This is a genomic window from Streptomyces sp. NPDC002935, from assembly GCF_040611295.1.
Classification (GTDB): domain Bacteria; phylum Actinomycetota; class Actinomycetes; order Streptomycetales; family Streptomycetaceae; genus Streptomyces.
In genome coordinates, this window is sequence record NZ_JBEXNW010000025.1 from 114,093 (window position 1) to 131,520 (window position 17,428).

At 72.1% G+C, this 17,428-nt stretch carries 19 protein-coding genes; 9 read left to right on the plus strand and 10 right to left on the minus strand.

Annotated features, from left to right (window positions below; genetic code table 11):
- Positions 1-6 precede the first annotated feature (6 nt).
- On the minus strand, positions 7-609 hold the full coding sequence (locus tag ABZX90_RS29455) for a TetR/AcrR family transcriptional regulator (RefSeq protein WP_355209726.1): 603 nt from the start codon (positions 607-609) through the stop codon (positions 7-9).
- Positions 610-729: 120 nt separating this feature from the next.
- On the opposite strand from ABZX90_RS29455, the gene ABZX90_RS29460 reads away from it, so the two are divergent.
- The gene (locus ABZX90_RS29460; RefSeq protein ID WP_351123004.1) at positions 730-1,566 is read left to right on the plus strand and encodes an MBL fold metallo-hydrolase; all 837 of its coding nucleotides are present in this window, start codon (positions 730-732) and stop codon (positions 1,564-1,566) included.
- A gap of 207 nt (positions 1,567-1,773) precedes the next feature.
- Here ABZX90_RS29460 and ABZX90_RS29465 read toward each other — a convergent pair whose 3' ends face one another.
- Positions 1,774-2,367 (minus strand): sigma-70 family RNA polymerase sigma factor, encoded by a 594-nt coding sequence (locus ABZX90_RS29465; RefSeq protein WP_351123007.1) that lies wholly within the window; start codon positions 2,365-2,367, stop codon positions 1,774-1,776.
- A 111-nt stretch (positions 2,368-2,478) separates the two neighbouring features.
- Between ABZX90_RS29465 and ABZX90_RS29470 the strand changes: the two genes are divergently transcribed.
- Complete coding sequence (locus ABZX90_RS29470) at positions 2,479-3,477, plus strand: MerR family transcriptional regulator (RefSeq protein WP_355209730.1); 999 nt, start codon at positions 2,479-2,481, stop codon at positions 3,475-3,477.
- Between the two features lie 80 nt (positions 3,478-3,557).
- Here the strand turns inward: ABZX90_RS29470 and ABZX90_RS29475 are convergent, their stop codons facing one another.
- The 3 genes from ABZX90_RS29475 to ABZX90_RS29485 form a co-directional block, all read right to left on the minus strand.
- Positions 3,558-4,292 carry a DUF4142 domain-containing protein gene (locus tag ABZX90_RS29475; protein WP_351123013.1) on the minus strand — a complete coding sequence of 245 codons (735 nt, stop codon included), beginning with the start codon at positions 4,290-4,292 and terminating at the stop codon, positions 3,558-3,560.
- A gap of 229 nt (positions 4,293-4,521) precedes the next feature.
- Positions 4,522-5,895, minus strand: a complete 1,374-nt coding sequence (locus tag ABZX90_RS29480; RefSeq protein ID WP_355209733.1) for a deoxyribodipyrimidine photo-lyase — start codon at positions 5,893-5,895, stop codon at positions 4,522-4,524.
- A gap of 77 nt (positions 5,896-5,972) precedes the next feature.
- Complete coding sequence (locus tag ABZX90_RS29485; protein WP_351123019.1) at positions 5,973-7,502, minus strand: SDR family oxidoreductase; 1,530 nt, start codon at positions 7,500-7,502, stop codon at positions 5,973-5,975.
- 161 nt (positions 7,503-7,663) lie between these two features.
- Between ABZX90_RS29485 and ABZX90_RS29490 the strand changes: the two genes are divergently transcribed.
- From ABZX90_RS29490 to ABZX90_RS29510, 5 genes are all read left to right on the plus strand, one after another.
- Positions 7,664-8,179 carry a MarR family winged helix-turn-helix transcriptional regulator gene (locus tag ABZX90_RS29490; RefSeq protein ID WP_355209736.1) on the plus strand — a complete coding sequence of 172 codons (516 nt, stop codon included), beginning with the start codon at positions 7,664-7,666 and terminating at the stop codon, positions 8,177-8,179.
- 102 nt (positions 8,180-8,281) lie between these two features.
- Positions 8,282-8,449, plus strand: coding sequence for a hypothetical protein (locus tag ABZX90_RS29495; RefSeq protein ID WP_351123025.1), 168 nt, complete (start codon positions 8,282-8,284; stop codon positions 8,447-8,449).
- 218 nt (positions 8,450-8,667) lie between these two features.
- The gene (locus ABZX90_RS29500; RefSeq protein WP_351123343.1) at positions 8,668-8,751 is read left to right on the plus strand and encodes a putative leader peptide; all 84 of its coding nucleotides are present in this window, start codon (positions 8,668-8,670) and stop codon (positions 8,749-8,751) included.
- 442 nt (positions 8,752-9,193) lie between these two features.
- Positions 9,194-9,748 carry an NADPH-dependent FMN reductase gene (ssuE, locus tag ABZX90_RS29505; RefSeq protein ID WP_351123028.1) on the plus strand — a complete coding sequence of 185 codons (555 nt, stop codon included), beginning with the start codon at positions 9,194-9,196 and terminating at the stop codon, positions 9,746-9,748.
- Positions 9,749-9,841: 93 nt separating this feature from the next.
- The gene (locus ABZX90_RS29510; RefSeq protein WP_351123346.1) at positions 9,842-10,984 is read left to right on the plus strand and encodes an LLM class flavin-dependent oxidoreductase; all 1,143 of its coding nucleotides are present in this window, start codon (positions 9,842-9,844) and stop codon (positions 10,982-10,984) included.
- Between the two features lie 96 nt (positions 10,985-11,080).
- Here ABZX90_RS29510 and ABZX90_RS29515 read toward each other — a convergent pair whose 3' ends face one another.
- On the minus strand, positions 11,081-12,133 hold the full coding sequence (locus tag ABZX90_RS29515) for an acyl-CoA dehydrogenase family protein (protein ID WP_351123030.1): 1,053 nt from the start codon (positions 12,131-12,133) through the stop codon (positions 11,081-11,083).
- A gap of 103 nt (positions 12,134-12,236) precedes the next feature.
- Here ABZX90_RS29515 and ABZX90_RS29520 point away from each other — a divergent pair, with 103 nt between their 5' ends.
- Positions 12,237-12,590, plus strand: a complete 354-nt coding sequence (locus ABZX90_RS29520) for a YciI family protein (protein WP_351123033.1) — start codon at positions 12,237-12,239, stop codon at positions 12,588-12,590.
- A complete protein-coding gene (locus ABZX90_RS29525; protein WP_351123035.1) occupies positions 12,590-13,789 on the plus strand; it encodes an RNA polymerase sigma factor in 1,200 nt (399 codons plus the stop codon). Before ABZX90_RS29520 ends, ABZX90_RS29525 begins: the two co-directional genes overlap by 1 nt.
- 12 nt (positions 13,790-13,801) lie before the next feature.
- Here the strand turns inward: ABZX90_RS29525 and urtE are convergent, their stop codons facing one another.
- From urtE to urtB, 4 genes are all read right to left on the minus strand, one after another.
- Positions 13,802-14,494 carry an urea ABC transporter ATP-binding subunit UrtE gene (gene urtE, locus ABZX90_RS29530; protein ID WP_355209743.1) on the minus strand — a complete coding sequence of 231 codons (693 nt, stop codon included), beginning with the start codon at positions 14,492-14,494 and terminating at the stop codon, positions 13,802-13,804.
- Positions 14,494-15,297: an urea ABC transporter ATP-binding protein UrtD gene (urtD, locus tag ABZX90_RS29535; RefSeq protein WP_351123041.1), complete on the minus strand. Its 804-nt coding sequence runs from the start codon at positions 15,295-15,297 to the stop codon at positions 14,494-14,496. Before urtD ends, urtE begins: the two co-directional genes overlap by 1 nt.
- The gene (urtC, locus tag ABZX90_RS29540) at positions 15,294-16,316 is read right to left on the minus strand and encodes an urea ABC transporter permease subunit UrtC (protein WP_355209756.1); all 1,023 of its coding nucleotides are present in this window, start codon (positions 16,314-16,316) and stop codon (positions 15,294-15,296) included. Before urtC ends, urtD begins: the two co-directional genes overlap by 4 nt.
- An 89-nt stretch (positions 16,317-16,405) precedes the next feature.
- On the minus strand, positions 16,406-17,302 hold the full coding sequence (gene urtB / locus ABZX90_RS29545) for an urea ABC transporter permease subunit UrtB (protein ID WP_351123044.1): 897 nt from the start codon (positions 17,300-17,302) through the stop codon (positions 16,406-16,408).
- Between the last annotated feature and the right edge of the window lie 126 nt (positions 17,303-17,428).

The following is a 17,428-nucleotide window of genomic DNA, read 5'->3' on the forward strand; positions in this document are numbered from 1 at the left end:
GGCGTGTCAGGGGGCGATGAGCAGGCGGGCGATGGCGCGGCGCGCCCGGGTCGGTGCCAGTGGGTCGCGGTGCAGCTGGATCGACTGGTCGGCCGCCAGGATCACGCCGCCGAGCTCGAAGACGAGCTGGTCCACATCGGTGCGTTCGGGGAGTTGGCGGGTCTCGACCGCCGTGTTCAGTTCCGCCGTGACGTACGCCGTCCACGCGTCCAGCGCGTCCAGGACCGCGTCGCGGACCGCGCCGGGGCGGCCGTCGAACTCGCTCGCCACCGAGGTGAGGAAGCAGCCCCCGTGCCCCTCGCCCTCGGCCATGAAGGCGATCCATTCGTCGAAGGCGCGGGTCAGTCGCTCGGTGCCGGGTCTGGCCCCGAGGGCCCGTGCCGGCACCCGCCGTATGAACCGCTCGACCGCCGCTTCCAGTACCGCGAGTTGGAGTGCTTCCTTGCTGCCGAAGTGGCCGATCACGCCGGCCTTGCTCATCGCCAGGTCGGTGGCGAGGCGCCCGATGGTGACGCCTTCGAGGCCGTCGGTGGAGGCCAGTGTGAGGGCGCTCCCGATGATCCGGTCGCGGGTGGCGGCGGTCTCGGCGACGGACTTGCGCGGGCTCATGCGACCAGCTTAACCTAACGACCGTTCGCTATTAGATTACGAACGTTCGTTATCTATGTGGGCGGTACAGGTCCGTGCCGGTGCCAGGGGGGCATCCACGGGCGTCTGAAGGGACTCATCGTGAAGATCCACCACCTGAACTGCGGCTCCCTGCGCATCATCGACAGCGCGGAGGGAAGCCTGCCCGCGGTGTGCCACTGCCTGCTCGTCGAGACCGACCGCGACGGCCTCGTCCTGGTCGAGAGCGGCATCGGTACGGCCGATGTGGCGCGGCCCGAGGAGAGCCTCGGCGCGGATTTCCTCGGCCGCGCCCAGCCGGTCCTGGACCTCGGCGAGACCGCGTCGCACCAGGTCACGGCCCTCGGTTTCCGGCCCGAGGACGTACGGCACATCGTGCTCAGCCATCTCGACCTCGACCACGCGGGCGGCCTTCCCGACTTTCCGTGGGCCAAGGTCCATCTGAACGAGGCCGAGCTCCGGGCGGCCATGGCGGCACCCGGTGCCCACCCCGAGGACCGCGTCCGCTACCGCCCGGCCCAGTGGGCGCACCGGCCGCACTGGGTCCCGTACGCGGAACCCGCCGGGGACCCCTGGTTCGGGTTCGACGCGGTCCGCCCGCTGGAGGGCCTGGACGCGGAGATCCTGCTCGTCCCGCTCGGCGGGCACACCCGAGGGCACAGCGCGATAGCCGTCCAGGACTCCGGACGCTGGCTCCTGCACTGCGGTGACGCCTACTACTTCCACCGGGAGATCGACCCCGACCGCCCCGCGGGCCACCCCGGAATGGACATCCTCCAGCAGATCACCGAGGTGGACCGGCCCCTGCGGCTCGGCAACCACGCCCGGCTGCGGGAACTGGTCCGCCTGCACGGCGACGAGGTCGACGTCTTCAGCGCCCACGACCCCTGGGAACTGGCCCGCTACACGGGCGGAGCCGGGAGCGCGGGCATCCGGTGAGCACGGCCCACCCTGCCGCCGAGGCCGCGCCGCCGAGAGCCGTTCGTCCCCTCCCCCGAAACCGAGGGGACGAACGCTCGGACGGGGAAGCCCAGCAGGGCCACCGGTGCGGAGGTCGGTTGGGGGAACCCCGGGTCCGGACATGCAGGGAGGCATCGGCGCGATGCCGTGCCGGTTGCCACGCGGACCCCGGCACGCCGTCGGCGTTCAGACCTCCGCCACCGACCGCAGACCGTCGCGCAACTGGTGCAGACCACGTCGCGAGTGGCTCTTGACCGTGCCCAGCGGCCAGCCGGTGCGCTGGGCGATCTGCGTCTGCGTGAGGTCCTCGTAGAACGCGAGATGCAGCACCTGACGCTGCGGAGTGGCGAGCTTCGACAGCTCGTGCCGGACGAGGACACGGTCCAGCGCGGCCTCGGGGCGATCCCGCGTGTCGTCGGCGAGGACCAGCAGGGCGCCGGCCGCGCCGACCAGCTCGGTGCGCCGGGTCCGCGCCGACAGCGCGTCGGCGATCTTGCGCCGGGTGATGCCGACGAGCCAGCCGGCGAGTGAACCGCGCTCCGGGCGATAGCCCCGACCGCCGCGCCATACGGCGAGGAACACTTGCTGGGTGACGTCCTCGGCCTCGCGCGGGTCGCCCAGCGAGCGCCGGGCGAGCGTGTGGACCAGGGGGGCCCAGCGCCGGTACGCGGTGGTCAAAGAGGCCTCGTCCCCGTCGATGATGCCCCGCTCCAGGTCCGCTTCCGTGACCGTGTCCGCGGACTCGGCGGTCCGCTGTCCGGCGGTCGGATCTGCGCTCATGGCCACGGCTCCTTGCTCCGGGCGCCTCCTGCGACGGGCCCGTGGACCCATCCTGTGAACGGTGGGTCAAAGGCGACAACTCGCATCGTTTCTGCGTCGTATAGTCGCCGTATGGGTGACAGCCGGTCGGATCAGGGGCGGGGACCGGGCACTGGATCCGCCGAGGCCGGTGTCACCACCGGTGCGCTGGCCCGTCGCCTCGGAGTGTCACCCACCACGCTGCGGTCCTGGGACCGCCGTTACGGCGTGGGGCCCGCGGTCCGTCCCGACGGTCGGCACCGCCGATGGACGCCCCGGGACGTGGCGATGCTCGAGGAGATGTGCCGGCTGACCTCGGCCGGAGTGCCGCCCGCCGAGGCGGCCCGGGCGGCGAAGCGCGGATCCGACCCGGTCGCGCCCGAGGTCGAGGCCCCGGCCGACGAGCCCGGTCCCCCGTCGCGGGCGGCCGGAGCGTTGCCTCTCGGCGACGCCCGGCAGGAGTGCAAGGGCCTCGCGCGCGCTGCCGTACGCCTCGACGCGCCGTCCGTGGAAGACCAGTTGACCTCGCTCGTCACGCGGCACGGCGTGGTTGTCGGCTGGGAAGAGGTGATGGTGCCGACCCTGCACGCGGTGGGGCGCAAATGGGCGTCCGCCGGAGACCGATACGTCGAGGTGGAGCACCTGCTGTCCTGGCACATCTCCCGGGTGCTGCACCGCGCCCCCGGACCGGCGGGGCCCGGGGTGCCGGCCACCGGCGCGGGACCCGTGGTGCTGGCCTGCGTGCCGGGCGAACAGCACTGCCTGCCGCTGGAGGCGCTGCACGCGGGGCTCGTCGAACAGGGCCTGCCCACCCGGATGTTCGGCCCCGCGGTGCCCCCGGAGGCGCTGACCGCGGCGGTGCGGAGGCTGGGTCCGGTCGCCGTCGTGCTGTGGTCCCAGACCCGTTCCACGGCCGACCGCCCGCTGGCCCGGCACATCGCCGCCACCGGTTGGGGCGTCAAGGGTGCCCGCAGCCACCCCGTCGTTCTCCTGGGCGGCCCCGGCTGGGCCGGGCGCGTGGAACCGGGCATGCTCCGGCCACCCGGACTGCGGGACGCGCTCACCGCACTGGTGGGCCTGGCCGGCGGCTGAACCGGCCGAGGCCCACCGCTCCGCCACGCGCGGGTCCGCAACCCCGCGTACGCGACGGGAGTTACCGTCGCCGTCGCCGATCAGCCCACGGTCGGCGTCGGAGAGGGCTTCGTCGCGGCGCCCCCGCCCGCGGGCGGCGTCAGAACGACGACCGGCTCGCCGGGCTGCGGCGCGGGCGGCGTCAGATTGTCCTTGGGCACCTTCGGAAGGGTCGTCTCCTGGATGATCACCTGCTCGAAGTCGACCAGTCCGGTCTTCTCCATCACGGTGATGTGGTCCAGCACGGTGTCGTTGGCCTGGTCCGCGAGCTGACGCACGAGTGTGTTCTCGGTCGTGGCACGGATCTTCGCGACGGTCGAGAAGATCTGTCCGTGCGTGATGCGCAGGATGTTGGCGAAGTCGGTGTCGAACTTCTTGCCGCTGTCCGCGCTCAGCGTCGACACGAAACCCTGCTGCTGCGGGGACGGCTTGTTGGGCAGCGTGATGCCGAGCTGCGTGGCGATCTTGCGGCTCGTGTCGTCGAGCCCGGCATGGCCCGAGATCAGGTGCTGCCCCGCCGTACGGACCGCCGGTATCGTCCCCTTCTGCAGAGCCAGTTGCCCGACCGGGTACTCCCACAGTCCCGCCGCGCGCACCTTGACGACGAAGTCGCGGTCGGCCTCGGTCAGCGGCCCCGAAGGCGGATTGGCGATGATCCGCGTCGAGGTCGTGGACGCGGTCGACACCCCCAGCATCGCCGGATAGGCGAGCGCGGCGAGAGTCAGGGTCAACGCGCCGGTCACGAAGAGTGTTCCCGCGTTCCGTGCAATGCGCATTGAGCAGCCTCCTGGGGGGCGGGGCGGCGTCCCGGAGCCCTTGGCTCCGGCCGCCGCGCGATGGATCCGGTACGGACGGACCCGGTACGAGTGGTTCGGACGACCACCAATACGGCGGCGCGCCGGTGAGAAATCTCTACTCCGGGTAAAAACATTGGCAGTTTGACACGGCCACCGAGTCTCCCGGTCACGCGGTCACGGCCGTGACGCTCCGCCACGGTTCCGGCACTCAGTCACGGCTCCGGGCCCTCTTGAACCGGGCCAGCCCCTCGGCCAGATCGACGATCGGATCGGGGTAGTCGTACGCCGCGCGGTCCAGGCCCCGGAGCTTCCACGGCTCGTGCACGGCACGTCCCGCGAGGCCCGCCAACTCGGGCACCCAGCGCCGGACATACACCCCGTCCGGGTCGTACCTTCCGGCCTGGACCACCGGATTCAGGACGCGGTTGGGCCGGCTGTCCGTGCCCGTTCCCGCCATCCACTGCCAGTTGAGCTGGTTGTCGGCGATATCGCCGTCCACCAGCAGGTCCAGGAAGTGCCGGGCCCCGACCCGCCAGTCCACGTACAGCGTCTTGGTCAGGAAGCTCGCGGTGAGCAGGCGGCCCCGGTTGTGCATCCAGCCCTCGTGACGCAGCTGCCGCATCGCGGCGTCCACCACCGGATAGCCGGTGCGCCCCTCCCGCCACGCCTCGATGTCGTCGCTCGCCTCGGCGGCCGAGCGCCAACGGTCGTGCTTGGTCCGGTAGTCGGCCGTGGACGCGTCCGGCCGGGCGGCAAGCACCTGGTGGTGGAAGTCGCGCCAGGCCACCTGCCGTACGAACGCCTCGGCGCCCGGACCGCCCGCCGCGGCGGCTCGATGCACCAGCTCGACCGGCGAGAGTGTGCCGAAGTGCAGATGGGGGGAGAGCCGGGAGGTCGCGTCGCCGGGCAGGTCGTCGTGGCGGTCCTCGTACGCCCCGATCCCGCCGCGCAGCCAGGCCGCGAGCCGCTTCCGCGCTTCCCTCTCGCCGCCCCGGGCCAGCCCCGCGGACACTCCGGACACATCCGAACGGGCCGGGATCTCCTCCGAGCCCACTCCGTCCGGCACCCGGACGACCCGGGGGGCGGCGACCGCGTCCCGCAACGGCTGCCGCGCCCACTGGCGGTAGTACGGCGTGAAGACGGCGAAGTGGTCGCAGGACGCCGGAGCGACCGCGCCCGGAGCCAGCGCGGTCACCACCGTCTCATGGACGTGCAGACGGCATCCCTCCGCCTCCAGCGCGCTGCGCAGCCGCTCCTCCCTGCGGTGCGCGTAGGCGCTGACTCCCGCCGCCATGTGCACCTCGTCGGCGTCGGCCTCCACGACCGCCTTGGCGACCTCGGCCACCACGTCGCCACGGCGCACCACCAGCCGACCGCCGCGCTCCCGGAGCCCGGCGTCCAGATCCGCCAGACAGTCGGCGAGGAAGGCCATCCGGTTGGGAGCGGTGAACCCCGCCCGCGCGACGGCCTCGTCGCGGACGAAGAGGGGCACCACCGTGTCGGAACCGTCCAGAGCGGCTCGGAGCGGCAGGTGGTCGTGCAGGCGCAGGTCCGAGGTGAACAGGACGATCGAGAGGGTCATGGTGTGGCTCCGGGGCAGGGCTGCGAGGGGTACGGCATCGGTCTGCTTCGGCTCGGCCGGCTCCTGTGGATGCGGGGTCAGCGGGTGAGCGCGGGTTCCTCCCGCACGGTGGGCGCGTTCTTGACGGCGGCCTTCGCGATGTTGCGGGCCATGCCGCCGAACACGACGGAGTGGAACGGCGAGACACTCCACCAGTACAGGTGGCCGAGCAGCCCGTGCGGATGGAACAGGGCCCGCTGCCGGTAGCGCGTACGCCCGGCCTCCGCCACCTCGGCGTACATCTCCAGCCATGCCAGACCCGGAAGTCTCATCTCGGCGCGCAGCCGCAGCAGATGACCCGGCTCGATCTCCTCCACGCGCCAGAAGTCGAGCGAGTCGCCGACGCGCAGCCGGGCGGCGTCCCGGCGCCCGCGCCGCAGCCCCACCCCGCCCACCAGGCGGTCGAGCCAACCGCGCACCGCCCACGCCAGGGGGAAGGAGTACCAGCCGTTGTCGCCGCCGATGCCCTCGATCACCCGCCACAGCGCCTCGGGTGAGGCGTCCACGGTCAGTTCGCGGTGGTCGGTGTAGAGACTGCCGCCCGCCCAGTCGGGGTCGGTGGGCAGCGGATCGCTGGGCGTCCCGGGATACGAGGCCGACGACCAACGGGTGGTCACCTGGGCGTCGCGCACCCGCTGGAGCGCCAGGGACACCGACGCGTCGAAGCCGATCGGCCGTCCCGGGGGATCGGGAACGTACCGGACGATGTCGTGTTCGCGGCACACGACCTCGTGGCGCAGCGACTCGGTGAGCGGGCGCGCGATGGACGCGGGCACCGGGGTGACCAGCCCGACCCAGTGACTCGACAGCCGGGGGGTGAGGACCGGTACCGGGAAGATGAGCCTTCGGGGCAGCCCGGCGATGACCGCGTACCGCCGCATCATCTCCAGGTAGGTGAGGACCTCGGGACCGCCGATGTCGAAGGCGCGGCTGACCTCCGCGGGCATCCGGGCGCTGCCGACCAGGGTGCGCAGCACATCGCGTACGCCCATCGGCTGAATCCGGGTGTGCACCCAGCTCGGCGTCACCATCACCGGCAGCCGCTCGGTCAGATAGCGCAGCATCTCGAAGGAGGCCGAGCCGGAACCGATGATCACCGCGGCGCGCAGCACGGTGGTCGGTACGCCCGAGTCCAGCAGGATGTGCCCCACCTCGGCCCGGGACCTGAGGTGCGGTGACAACTCCTTCTCCGGTACGCCCGCGGGGGTCAGGCCGCCCAGGTAGACGATGCGCCGCACGCCCGCCGCCCGGGCCTGCTCGCCGAAGGTCCTGGCGGCCCCGCGGTCGGTCTCCTCGAAGTCGTGGCCCGTGCCCAGGGCGTGCACGAGGTAGTACGCGACATCGCACCCGCGCATGGCGTCGGCGACGGAGGCGGCGTCCGTGACGTCTCCGCGCACCACCTCCGCCTCGGACGCCCACGGGTAGTCGCGCAGCTTGGCGGGGGAGCGGGCCAGGCATCGCACCCGGTGCCCCTCGGCCAGCAGCTCGGGGACCAGCCGTCCGCCGATGTAGCCGGTGGCACCGGTCACCAGACACCTGAGGCCGGTGGGGGCGTCGTCGTCGCTCATGGGTCCTCCGTCGTTCACCGCCGTTGCCCCCTGTGTCCCCCTTGTGTGCCCTCCTCCTGATCCCTTCCACGCGGACGCCGCCCGCGGATGCGCCGGACGGGACGGCCCCGCGCGAGACGCCCGTACGAGGGATGCGACGCGGACTTCTATAGGCTGATCGTGTGGCCAGCCGAGACGACCGTGACGACCGGACGGGTGACCCGGACCTCGATGCGGGCCCGGAGCCGGAACAGGCGACGGATCTCCAGGCCTTCGCGGTGCAGCTGCGCCGCATGAACGGCGAGATCAACCGACTGGTGCACGGCTTCGCCGGGGAACACGGGCTGCACGCCACGGACGTGCAGGCGCTCGCCGCGATCCTCGACGCGCCCGAGCCGCTCACGCCCGGCCGGCTGCGCGAGCATCTCGGACTCACCTCGGGTGCGGTCACCGCGTGTCTGGACCGGCTAGAACGCGCGGGCCACATCCGGCGCGTGCGGGAGAGTCCCGACCGCAGGGTGGTCCACCTCCACTACGTCCCCGATGCCGGATCGGCCGCACGCGCCCACTTCCGGCCGCTCGTCGAGGTCACCGCACGCGTGCGGTCCGGCTTCAGCGAGGACGAGCTGTCGGTGGTCCTCCGCTTCCTGACGGCGATGAACCGACAGCTCTCCGGCGTGCGCTCTCCCGGCCGCTGAACCTGAGAACGGATCTGACATGTCTCGGTGAAACCCGGGAAAGCGCATCCCACGGGACTCGTAGCTCCGGGTCCGAGGTCAGAGCTGGAGGTGTCTGCCGCCATGGGCACACAGGTGCTGGAACGATTTCCCGCTGGGGCTCCGCGCGGATCCTGGACCGCGGAGGAGTACGCGGCGCGGCGCCGCACCGAGGGGCTGGCGGCCACGGTCGTGATGGACCTGAAGTCGGACGCCTTTCTCGTGGTCGTCCCTGTCGGGGACGACGACTGATCCAGGACGCGGTCCGATCGGGGACGGACGACGGCCCGGCTTCCGGCGGCGAGCAGATACCGGTGGCCCGCGCGTGAACGCCCGTGGGCGCCGGCCACGACGAGCCGGCCGAACCGGCTGCAGGCCGCGGTGGATCCGGCCCGCGAGGGCGGTCCGGGATGCGAGACCGGTCGGCCATTCCTTGACTGCCCCGGCCGGGGGCTGCGACGATCGACGCCATGAAGAAGCGACTGGACCTCACGCGGCGACGCCACGTCGACCTCGCGCGTGTCTCCAGTTCCTTCTGTTGCCGCGAAGCCTGACGATCCCCGACGGCGGGGTCCCCATCGCGGGGGCCGGTCCGCCCACGGTGATGTGTCTCCCGCCGCGATCCGGCGCGTTTCCCCGCCTGTCGCCCGCGTTTCGCCGCCCGAACTCCGGCTGCGCGTGCCCGGACCCCTCCGCGTCATCGAACGGCCCGTCGGCTCCGGGCACCCCGCACCGCTGCCCGTAGTGCGTGCGCCTGAGGCCCAACTGCCTCAGCGGAAACCGGAGTCAGGCGGGCGTACGTGGGGTCCGGCGCGGCGCATGGGGGAGTGCGACGCGTCCCGTCTCCGTGCCCTTTCCCCATCGACTCCCCATTGACCCCGGCAGCCCGTTCGCCCGGATCGCCGCACACGTGGTTCGCCCGGAACCGCACACGCGAATTCCGCCGGAACCCCGCTTGCGACGCTCGCCCGGAACCCCGCCCACGAAAGAGGACTCATGGCCACCGTCCTGTCCGTCTCCGGCAGCCCTTCGGTCTCCTCCCGCACCGCCAAACTCCTGCGCCATCTCGACGTCCGCCTCACCGCGCAGGGCCACGAGGTGATCCCCCTCGACGTCCGCACCATCCCCGCGGAGGCGCTGCTCGGCGCGGACTTCCAGCACCCCGCCATCGTCGAGGCCACCGAGCTGTTCGCCCGCGCCGACGGCGTGGTCATCGGCACCCCCGTCTACAAGGCCGCCTACTCCGGCGTCCTCAAAGCCCTGCTCGACCTGTTGCCGCAGTACGCCCTGACCGGGAAGACGGTGCTGCCGCTGGTGACGGGAGGCAGCACCGCCCATGTGCTCGCCCTGGACTACGCACTCCGTCCGGTCCTCAACTCCATGGGTGCGGCTCACATAGTCCAGGGCTGGTTCACCCTCGACAAGGACATCACCACGGGACAGGACGGGAGCATCACCGTCGCGCCGGGCACCGCCGAGGCACTGGCCCAGGTGGTGGACCAGTTCTCGGCTGCCCTGGGTCGTACACAGCTGCTGGCGGTGGCCGGTTGACGTCATCGACCGCCAAGTGACGCCGGCCGGAACCGAGTTGCCGGCCACCCTCGCCGTCGCCCGCCCGTCCCCCCCCGATCGGAGAACGCCGCCGTGTCCCTCACCTTCCACTGGTTCCTGCCCACCAACGGAGACAGCCGTCATGTCGTCGGCGGTGGCCACGGCACGCCCGCCACGGCTTCCGGACGGGACCGGCCGCCGACGGTCGCCTACCTGAGCCAGATCGCCCGCGCGGCGGAGGACCTCGGGTTCGTCGGTGCGCTGACCCCGACGGGTGCCTGGTGCGAGGACGCTTGGCTGACCACGGCGATGGTCAGCCAGCACACCGAGCGACTGAAGTTCCTCGTCGCCTTCCGGCCGGGTTTCGTGTCGCCCACGCTCGCCGCGCAGATGGCCTCCACGTTCCAGCGCCGGACCGGGGGACGGCTGCTGCTGAACGTGGTGACCGGCGGCGAGAGCCACGAGCAGCGCGCCTACGGCGACTTCCTCGACAAGGACGCCCGGTACCGCCGTACGGGCGAATTCCTGCAGATCGTCCGGGACCTGTGGGACGGCAGGACCGTCGACCTGGCCGGCGAGCACCTGCGGGTCGAGGACGCCCGGCTCGCCCGGGTCCCCGACCCGGTCCCGGAGGTCTACTTCGGCGGCTCCTCACCCGTCGCCGGCGAGGTCGCCGCCCGCCATGCCGACGTCTACCTCACCTGGGGCGAACCACCCGCCCAGGTGGCCGAGAAGATCGCCTGGATCCGCGGGCTCGCGGCGAAGGAGGGGCGGACCCTCCGGTTCGGCATCCGGCTGCACGTCATCACCCGCGACACCTCCGAGCAGGCCTGGGCCGAGGCCCACCGGCTCCTCGACGGTTTCGACCCGGAGACCGTGCGGTCCGTGCAGGCGGGGCTCACCCGCAGCGAGTCGCAGGGCCAGCAGCGGATGCTCGCGCTGCACGGCGGCGGCCGGGACGGCCTGGAGATCCACCCCAACCTCTGGGCCGGCATCGGCCTGGTGCGCGGCGGAGCGGGCACGGCCCTGGTCGGCAGCCACGAGGAGGTGGCCGAGCGGATCAAGGAGTACCACGCCCTCGGCATCGACGAGTTCGTGCTCTCCGGCTACCCGCACCTGGAGGAGGCCTACTGGTTCGGGGAAGGCGTCCTGCCCCGCCTCGCCGGCCAGGGACTGTGGCAGCACCCGTCCGCCGGCCGACCGGCACCGGCCGCGCAGGTACCCTTCACCGGCTGAGCGGACCGGGCACCCTGGCGCCCCGCGCTCCCGACGAACCTCGCGACCGGGCGGCCCCTGCGACCAGGTCGGCCCCTGCGACCAGGTCGGCCCCGGCTACCCAGGCGAACCCAGCGACCCCAGATGCGCGACGCGTACCTGGGCCGTCTGCCCCTGCACCAGCAGGAACATCCCCTCGCGCGCCAGCCGCTGCGCCGGGCTGCGCAGATCCATCGCCCGCCCGCCCCCGGCGACCACCGCCGCGGTGGTGGCCGCCCGCATCACGTCGTACGCCCGTGTCTTGCACGCCAGCCGCTCCCCGATCCGCTCGGTCGGCTCCGGGTGGTCGGCGAGCTCGTACGCCTGCCGCCTGACCGTGTCGAGACGCGCCCGCAGAGCGCCCGCGGTCTCCTTCGCGGAGGGATCGTCCCCCAGCAGGCCGATCGCCGTCGCCGTCACCCCGAACACGGCCGGCGACGCATTGGTGTTCTTGGGCCGGTCGGTGACCGCCCAGGACGCGTACGGGGTGCGCAGCGCCACCGCGTCGTCGGGCAGCCACAGCCCGTCCAGTTCCAGCGAGACCGTCCGGGACGCCGTGAGCGCGGCGAGCCGCATCGGCGGCGACGGGCGAAGCCCCGGCTGCTCGCGCGCCTCGGTGAACGCGAACAGCGCCTCGTCCGCGTCCGTCACTCCGGCCAGCAGCATGACGTCGTTCAGCCCCCAGCCCGTGTACCAGGGGACCCTCCCGTCGAAGCGCCAGCCGCCGCGCTCGCGCGTGACCCGCACCGGGACCCGCGGATGGGCGCGCAACTGTGCGTAGGCGACGCCGGACAGCAGTTCCCCGCGCGCGAGCGGACCGAGCAGTCGCTCCCGCACCGGAAGGTCACTCCTCGCCAGAGTCGTCACCGGTGTGTGGTGCTGGGTCTGCACGAACCACGTCGAGCAGCACGCCCCGGCCAGGATCTCCGCGGTCTCCCGGATCACCGCGACGGGCGCCGCCGACCCGCCGTACGCGACCGGGGCGCCGATCCCGAGCAGCCCCGACCGCTTGACCGCCTCGATGCTGCTCGCGGGCAGGCCGTCCTGGTCCACGCGCTCCGCCCGGGGTGCCAGCACGTCGGCCGCCAGCCTCCGGGCCGCGGTGACGAGCGGATGCGGTGGGATGGTCATCGAAGGAATCTCCCGCTGTCGTCGTGGCGTGTGTCGATCCGGCGCCTTCTCGTTCGTGTAGTCAGTGAGACGCCGAGTGAGCGACCACCGAGGAGGACACATCATGAAGTACTACCTGCTGAGCGTGATGCAGCCGCAGGGCGAGCCGCCCGCGCCCGAGGTCCTGGAAGGGATCATGCACAATCTCGACGTGTTCCACGCGGAGCTGCGCGAGGCCGGTGCCTGGGTGTTCGCCGGCGGACTGCACGGCCCGGACACGGCCACCGTGCTGCGGGCCCGGGACGGTGACGTGCTGGTCACCGACGGGCCGTACACCGAGAGCAAGGAGTACCTGGGCGGGATCTGCCTGATCAAGGCGCCCGACCTCGACGCGGCGCTCATGTGGGGGCGCAAGGCGACGCTGGCGACCACACTTCCCATCGAGGTGCGGCCGTTCATGCACGAGGCCGAGGACTGATGGCCGTCGGCGGAGCCGAGATCGAGGCCGTCTTCCGTGCCGAGTACGGCCGGGCGGTCGCCGTCCTGATCCGCTTCCTGGGCGACATCGACCTCGCCGAGGAAGCGGTGCAGGACGCGTTCGCCACGGCCGCGGCGAAGTGGCCGGAGACCGGCATACCGCCGAGCCCGGCCGGCTGGATCATCACCACCGCCCGCAATCGAGCCGTCGACCGGCTGCGCCGGGAGTCCACGCGCGCGGCCCGGCACGCCGAAGCGGCCCGGCTGCACGCCCCGGACGAACCCGTGGAGGAGGGCCCCGTGCGCGACGACCGGCTCCGTCTGATCTTCACCTGCTGCCACCCCGCGCTCGCCCCCCAGGCCCAGGTCGCCCTCACCCTGCGGCTCCTCGGCGGCCTGACCACCCCGCAGATCGCCCGCGCCTTCCTCGTCCCCGAATCCACCATGGCCCAGCGGATCGTCCGCGCCAAGGCCAAGATCCGCGACGCGGGCATCCCCTACCGCATCCCGCGCGACGCCGACCTGCCCGACCGCGTCAAGGGTGTGCTGGCCGTCGTCTACCTCGTCTTCAACGAGGGGTACGGCGGCCGCGAGGACCTCTGCGCCGAGGCCGTGCGCCTCGGATACCTCCTCGTCGAGCTCATGCCGGACGAACCCGAGGCGCTCGGCCTGCTCGCGCTGATGCTGCTCATCGAGGCCCGCCGGCCGGCCCGCGCGACGGCGGACGGCGACCTGGTCCTCCTCGCCGACCAGGACCGTACGCGGTGGGACCGGGATCTGATCACCGAGGGCCAGGCCCTCGTACGCCGCTGTCTGCGCCGCAACCGGCCGGGGCCCTACCAGATCCAGGCCGCCGTCAACGCCGTCCACAGCGACGCGCCGACCGCGGCCGCCACGGACTGGGGCCAGATCCTCCAGCTGTACGACCAGCTCATGGACCTCGCCCCCAGCCCGGTCGTGGCCCTCAACCGCGCCGTGGCCGTGGCCGAGGCCGAGGGACCGGAGACCGCCCTAGCCCTCGTCGACAAGCTCGACCTGGACGGCTACCACGCCTTCCACGCCGTACGGGCGGACCTCCTGCGCCGGCTCGGACGGCGCACCGAGGCGATACGGGCGTACGACGCCGCCATCACCCTGTCCGGAAGCGCGCCGGAACGCGCTCACCTCGAACGGGCCCGAGCAGCCCTCGCGCGGAGCTGACCGCACGGCGAGTCACACGCTGAGCGCCTCGCGCACCGCCCGTTCGGCGTCCCGGCCGCCCTCACCGGACGACGTGACCCGGCCCGCCTCCAGGACGTAGTAGCGCTGCGCCGCCCGCATCGCGAAGCCGACGTGCTGCTCGACCAGGAGCACCGACAGACCTCCCCGGGCGGCCAGGGCGAGGATCGTCTCCTCGATCTCGGCCACCACGGACGGCTGGATGCCCTCGGTCGGCTCGTCGAGGAGGAGGACCCGAGGCTCCGTCACCAGGGCGCGGGCGATGGCCAGTTGCTGGCGCTGACCGCCGGAGAGCAGGCCGGCGCGGCGGCCCGACAGGGCGCGCAGCGCCGGGAACAGGTCCAGCGCCTCGGCGATCGCCTCCTTGCCGCGTCGCCGCCCGTCCGCGACCAGCTGGAGATTCTCGGCGGTCGTGAGGTGCGGGAAGGCCTGCTGACCCTGCGGGACGTACGCCATGCCGCGCGCCACCCGCTCGTGGGGCTTGCGACGGGTGATGTCCTCGCCGTCGAGGCGGACGGAGCCGCTCCGCGGGCCGAGCAGTCCGACGGCGGCCCGCAGAAGCGTGCTCTTCCCCGCTCCGTTGTGGCCGAGCACGGCAGCCACCCCGTCCCTCGGCACCTCGACGGAGACACCGTGCAGGACCAGACTGCGGTGGTATCCGACATGGACGGTGTCGATCTCCAGCATCACGCCTCCTGCACGGCGGTCGGACCGGGCACGGTCGCCGTGGTGTCCTCGGCGGCCGCGTGCCCGAGATACACCTCCTGCACCTTCGGGTCCGCCTGCACCTCTGCCACCGTCCCCTCGCTCAGCACCCGGCCCGCGTGCAGCACACTGACGCTGCGCGCGAAGGAGCGCATGAAGTCCATGTCGTGCTCGATCACGACCACGGTCCGCTCCCGGCTGATGCGCTCCAACAGCTCGCCGGTGGCCTGCCGTTCGTCGTGGCTCATCCCCGCGACCGGCTCGTCGAGCAGCAGCAGCCGTACGTCCTGCACGAGCAGCATGCCGATCTCCAGCCACTGCTTCTGGCCGTGTGCGAGCGTCCCGGCCGGGCTGTCGGCCAGGGCGGTCAGCCCCACCGTCTCCAGGGCGTGCGCCACGGACTCGGGCACGCTCCTGCGGCGGCGCAGCATCGTCAGCGCGCCCCGCCCGGCGCCCGCCGCGATGTCCAGGTTCTGAAGGACCGTCAACTCCTCGAAGACGGTGGCCGTCTGGAAGGTGCGGCCGATCCCCGAGCGGGCGATGCGGTGCACACTGCGGCCGAGGATGTCGGCACCCCCGAAGCGCACCGATCCTGTCGCCCGCACCAGTCCGGTGACCGCGTCGACCAGCGTCGTCTTGCCCGCGCCGTTCGGCCCGATCAGGAAGCGCAGATCGCCCGGCCGTACGTCGAGGTCCACCCCGTCGACGGCGGTGAAGCCGTCGAAGGTCACCCGCAGTCCCCGAATCTCGAGCCCCGAGGGCGCACTGTCCGTAAACTCCGTCATGCCGTGTCTCCAGCGAGTCCTCGTTGCGCCCGGCGCCGCTTCACGATCGCGGCCAGCGAGGCGAGGCCGCCCGGCAGGAACGCCAGGGCGACGATGAACAGCAGCCCCTGGAAGTACGTCCAGGCCGCGGGGAACTCCTCCGACAGGGCCGTTCTGGCCCAGGCGACGCCCACCGCTCCGAGCACCGCGCCCACCAGGCTCGCCCGGCCGCCGACCGCGGCGCCGATGACGAGTTCGATGGACGGCACGATGCCGACCAGCGCGGGGGAGATGATGCCGACGGCGGGCACGAACAGCGCGCCCGCGAGCCCGGCCATGCCCGCCGCGACGACGTACGCGACGAGCTTCACGTTCGCCGGGTCGTACCCGAGGAAGCGCACCCGCTCCTCCGAGTCCCGTACGGCGACGAGGAGTTCGCCGTAGCGGCTCTGCGTCAGCTGACGGGCCAGCGCGATCAGCAGGAGCAGCGCCGCGGCGATGACGAAGTACACCATCCGCTGGTTGACCGGGTCGTTCAGGTCGTAGCCGAAGAAGCCCTGGATGTCGGTCAGCCCGTTGGTGCCGCCCGTGGTCTCCTGCTGGCCGATCAGCCAGATCGCGAAGGCCGCGGCGAGCGCCTGGCTGAGGATCGCGAAGTAGGCGCCCTTGACCCGGCGCCGGAAGATGAACGAGCCGAGGATCGCGGCGACGGCCATCGGCAGCAGGACGGTCGCGGCGAGCGCGAACGCCGGATTCGCGAACGGCCGCCACCACCAGGGGAGTTCGGTGGCGGTCCCGTACAGCTGCATGAAGTCGGGGAGGTTGCCGGGTCCGGCGTCCGCGATCTTCAGGTGCATGGCCATGGCGTAGCCGCCCAGCCCGAAGAACACCCCTTGGCCGAGGGTCAGCAGTCCGCCGCGCCCCCAGGCCAGACAGATGCCGACCGCGACCATGGCCGTGCACAGGTACTTGGCGAGCAGCCCGAGCCGGAAGTCGGACAGGGCGAGCGGGGCGACGGCGAAGAGCACGAGGGCGGCCATGACGAAGCCGGCCGCGGGACGAGCCGCCGCGAACCGGGCCCGGCCGCCCGGCAGTTGACCCGTCTTCGGGGCGAGGGGAGTGGTGGTGGTCACACGAGACTCCTCGTCCGCAGCGTGTACAGGCCCTGTGGCCGCCACTGGAGGAACGCGACGATGGCCACCAGGACCAGGACCTTCGCGACACTGACGGTGGTGGAGTACTCCAGGACCGACTGGAGCGAGCCCAGCACGAAGGCGACGATCACGCTGCCCTTGAGCTGCCCGATGCCGCCGACGACGATCACCAGGAAGGCGTCGATGATGACGTTGGTGCCCATCGTCGGACCGATCGGGCCGACCAGGGTCAGAGCGACCCCGGCGACCCCGGCGAGCCCGGAGCCGATGAAGAAGGCGGTGCGGTCCACGCGGCCGGTGGAGATGCCGGACACCTCCGCCAGGTCCCGGTTCTGCACCACGGCGCGGATCCGCCGCCCGAGCGGGGTGAGGCGCAGGGTCAGGGACAGTGCCACGACCGCCGCGATCGCCAGCCCCAGGATGAACAGCCGGCTGTTGGCGAAGGTGAGCGGGTCGTCTCCGCCGATGACCGTGATGTTCCCGGTGAGGACATCGGGTGCGCGGGTCTGCACGTTCGGCGCCCCGAAAATGTCACGGGCGAGCTGCTGAAGCATCAGAGCGACACCCCATGTGACAAGAAGAGTGTCGAGGGGACGGAGGTAAAGGCGGCGGATCAGCAGCCATTCCAGCAGTGCGCCGAGCGCCCCTGAAACGAGAAATGCCACGGGCAGCGCGACGATCAGTGACATTCCTGCGCCGGAAATGGACTTCTGCAGTACGTACGTGGTGTAGGCGCCGGCCATGATGAACTCGCCGTGGGCCATGTTGATGACATTCATCTGGCCGAAGGTGAGTGAGAGGCCGAGCGCGATGAGGAGCAGGACGGCACCGATGCTGACGCCGGTGAACACCTGCCCGAGGATCACGGTCATGGGGCGGCTCCGGGGAGTCGGGACGCGGGGCCAACCACCCCAACCCAGGCCAGCATCCTCCACAGTCGTGTCATACCAGCCATCATCAGTCGGAACCTGCGTTTTCTCCCCGAGGTCAGCAAAGTG

Bases quoted from the DNA above. Each gene is read 5' to 3' on its own strand.
- ABZX90_RS29455 (WP_355209726.1), bottom strand. From the start codon at position 609: ATGAGCCCGCGCAAGTCCGTCGCCGAGACCGCCGCCACCCGCGACCGG.
- ABZX90_RS29465 (WP_351123007.1), bottom strand. From the start codon at position 2,367: ATGAGCGCAGATCCGACCGCCGGACAGCGGACCGCCGAGTCCGCGGAC.
- ABZX90_RS29470 (WP_355209730.1), top strand. From the start codon at position 2,479: ATGGGTGACAGCCGGTCGGATCAGGGGCGGGGACCGGGCACTGGATCC.
- ABZX90_RS29475 (WP_351123013.1), bottom strand. From the start codon at position 4,292: ATGCGCATTGCACGGAACGCGGGAACACTCTTCGTGACCGGCGCGTTG.
- ABZX90_RS29480 (WP_355209733.1), bottom strand. From the start codon at position 5,895: ATGACCCTCTCGATCGTCCTGTTCACCTCGGACCTGCGCCTGCACGAC.
- ABZX90_RS29485 (WP_351123019.1), bottom strand. From the start codon at position 7,502: ATGAGCGACGACGACGCCCCCACCGGCCTCAGGTGTCTGGTGACCGGT.
- ABZX90_RS29495 (WP_351123025.1), top strand. From the start codon at position 8,282: ATGGGCACACAGGTGCTGGAACGATTTCCCGCTGGGGCTCCGCGCGGA.
- ABZX90_RS29500 (WP_351123343.1), top strand. From the start codon at position 8,668: ATGAAGAAGCGACTGGACCTCACGCGGCGACGCCACGTCGACCTCGCG.
- ssuE (WP_351123028.1), top strand. From the start codon at position 9,194: ATGGCCACCGTCCTGTCCGTCTCCGGCAGCCCTTCGGTCTCCTCCCGC.
- ABZX90_RS29515 (WP_351123030.1), bottom strand. From the start codon at position 12,133: ATGACCATCCCACCGCATCCGCTCGTCACCGCGGCCCGGAGGCTGGCG.
- ABZX90_RS29520 (WP_351123033.1), top strand. From the start codon at position 12,237: ATGAAGTACTACCTGCTGAGCGTGATGCAGCCGCAGGGCGAGCCGCCC.
- ABZX90_RS29525 (WP_351123035.1), top strand. From the start codon at position 12,590: ATGGCCGTCGGCGGAGCCGAGATCGAGGCCGTCTTCCGTGCCGAGTAC.
- urtE (WP_355209743.1), bottom strand. From the start codon at position 14,494: ATGCTGGAGATCGACACCGTCCATGTCGGATACCACCGCAGTCTGGTC.
- urtD (WP_351123041.1), bottom strand. From the start codon at position 15,297: ATGACGGAGTTTACGGACAGTGCGCCCTCGGGGCTCGAGATTCGGGGA.
- urtC (WP_355209756.1), bottom strand. From the start codon at position 16,316: ATGGCCGCCCTCGTGCTCTTCGCCGTCGCCCCGCTCGCCCTGTCCGAC.
- urtB (WP_351123044.1), bottom strand. From the start codon at position 17,302: ATGACCGTGATCCTCGGGCAGGTGTTCACCGGCGTCAGCATCGGTGCC.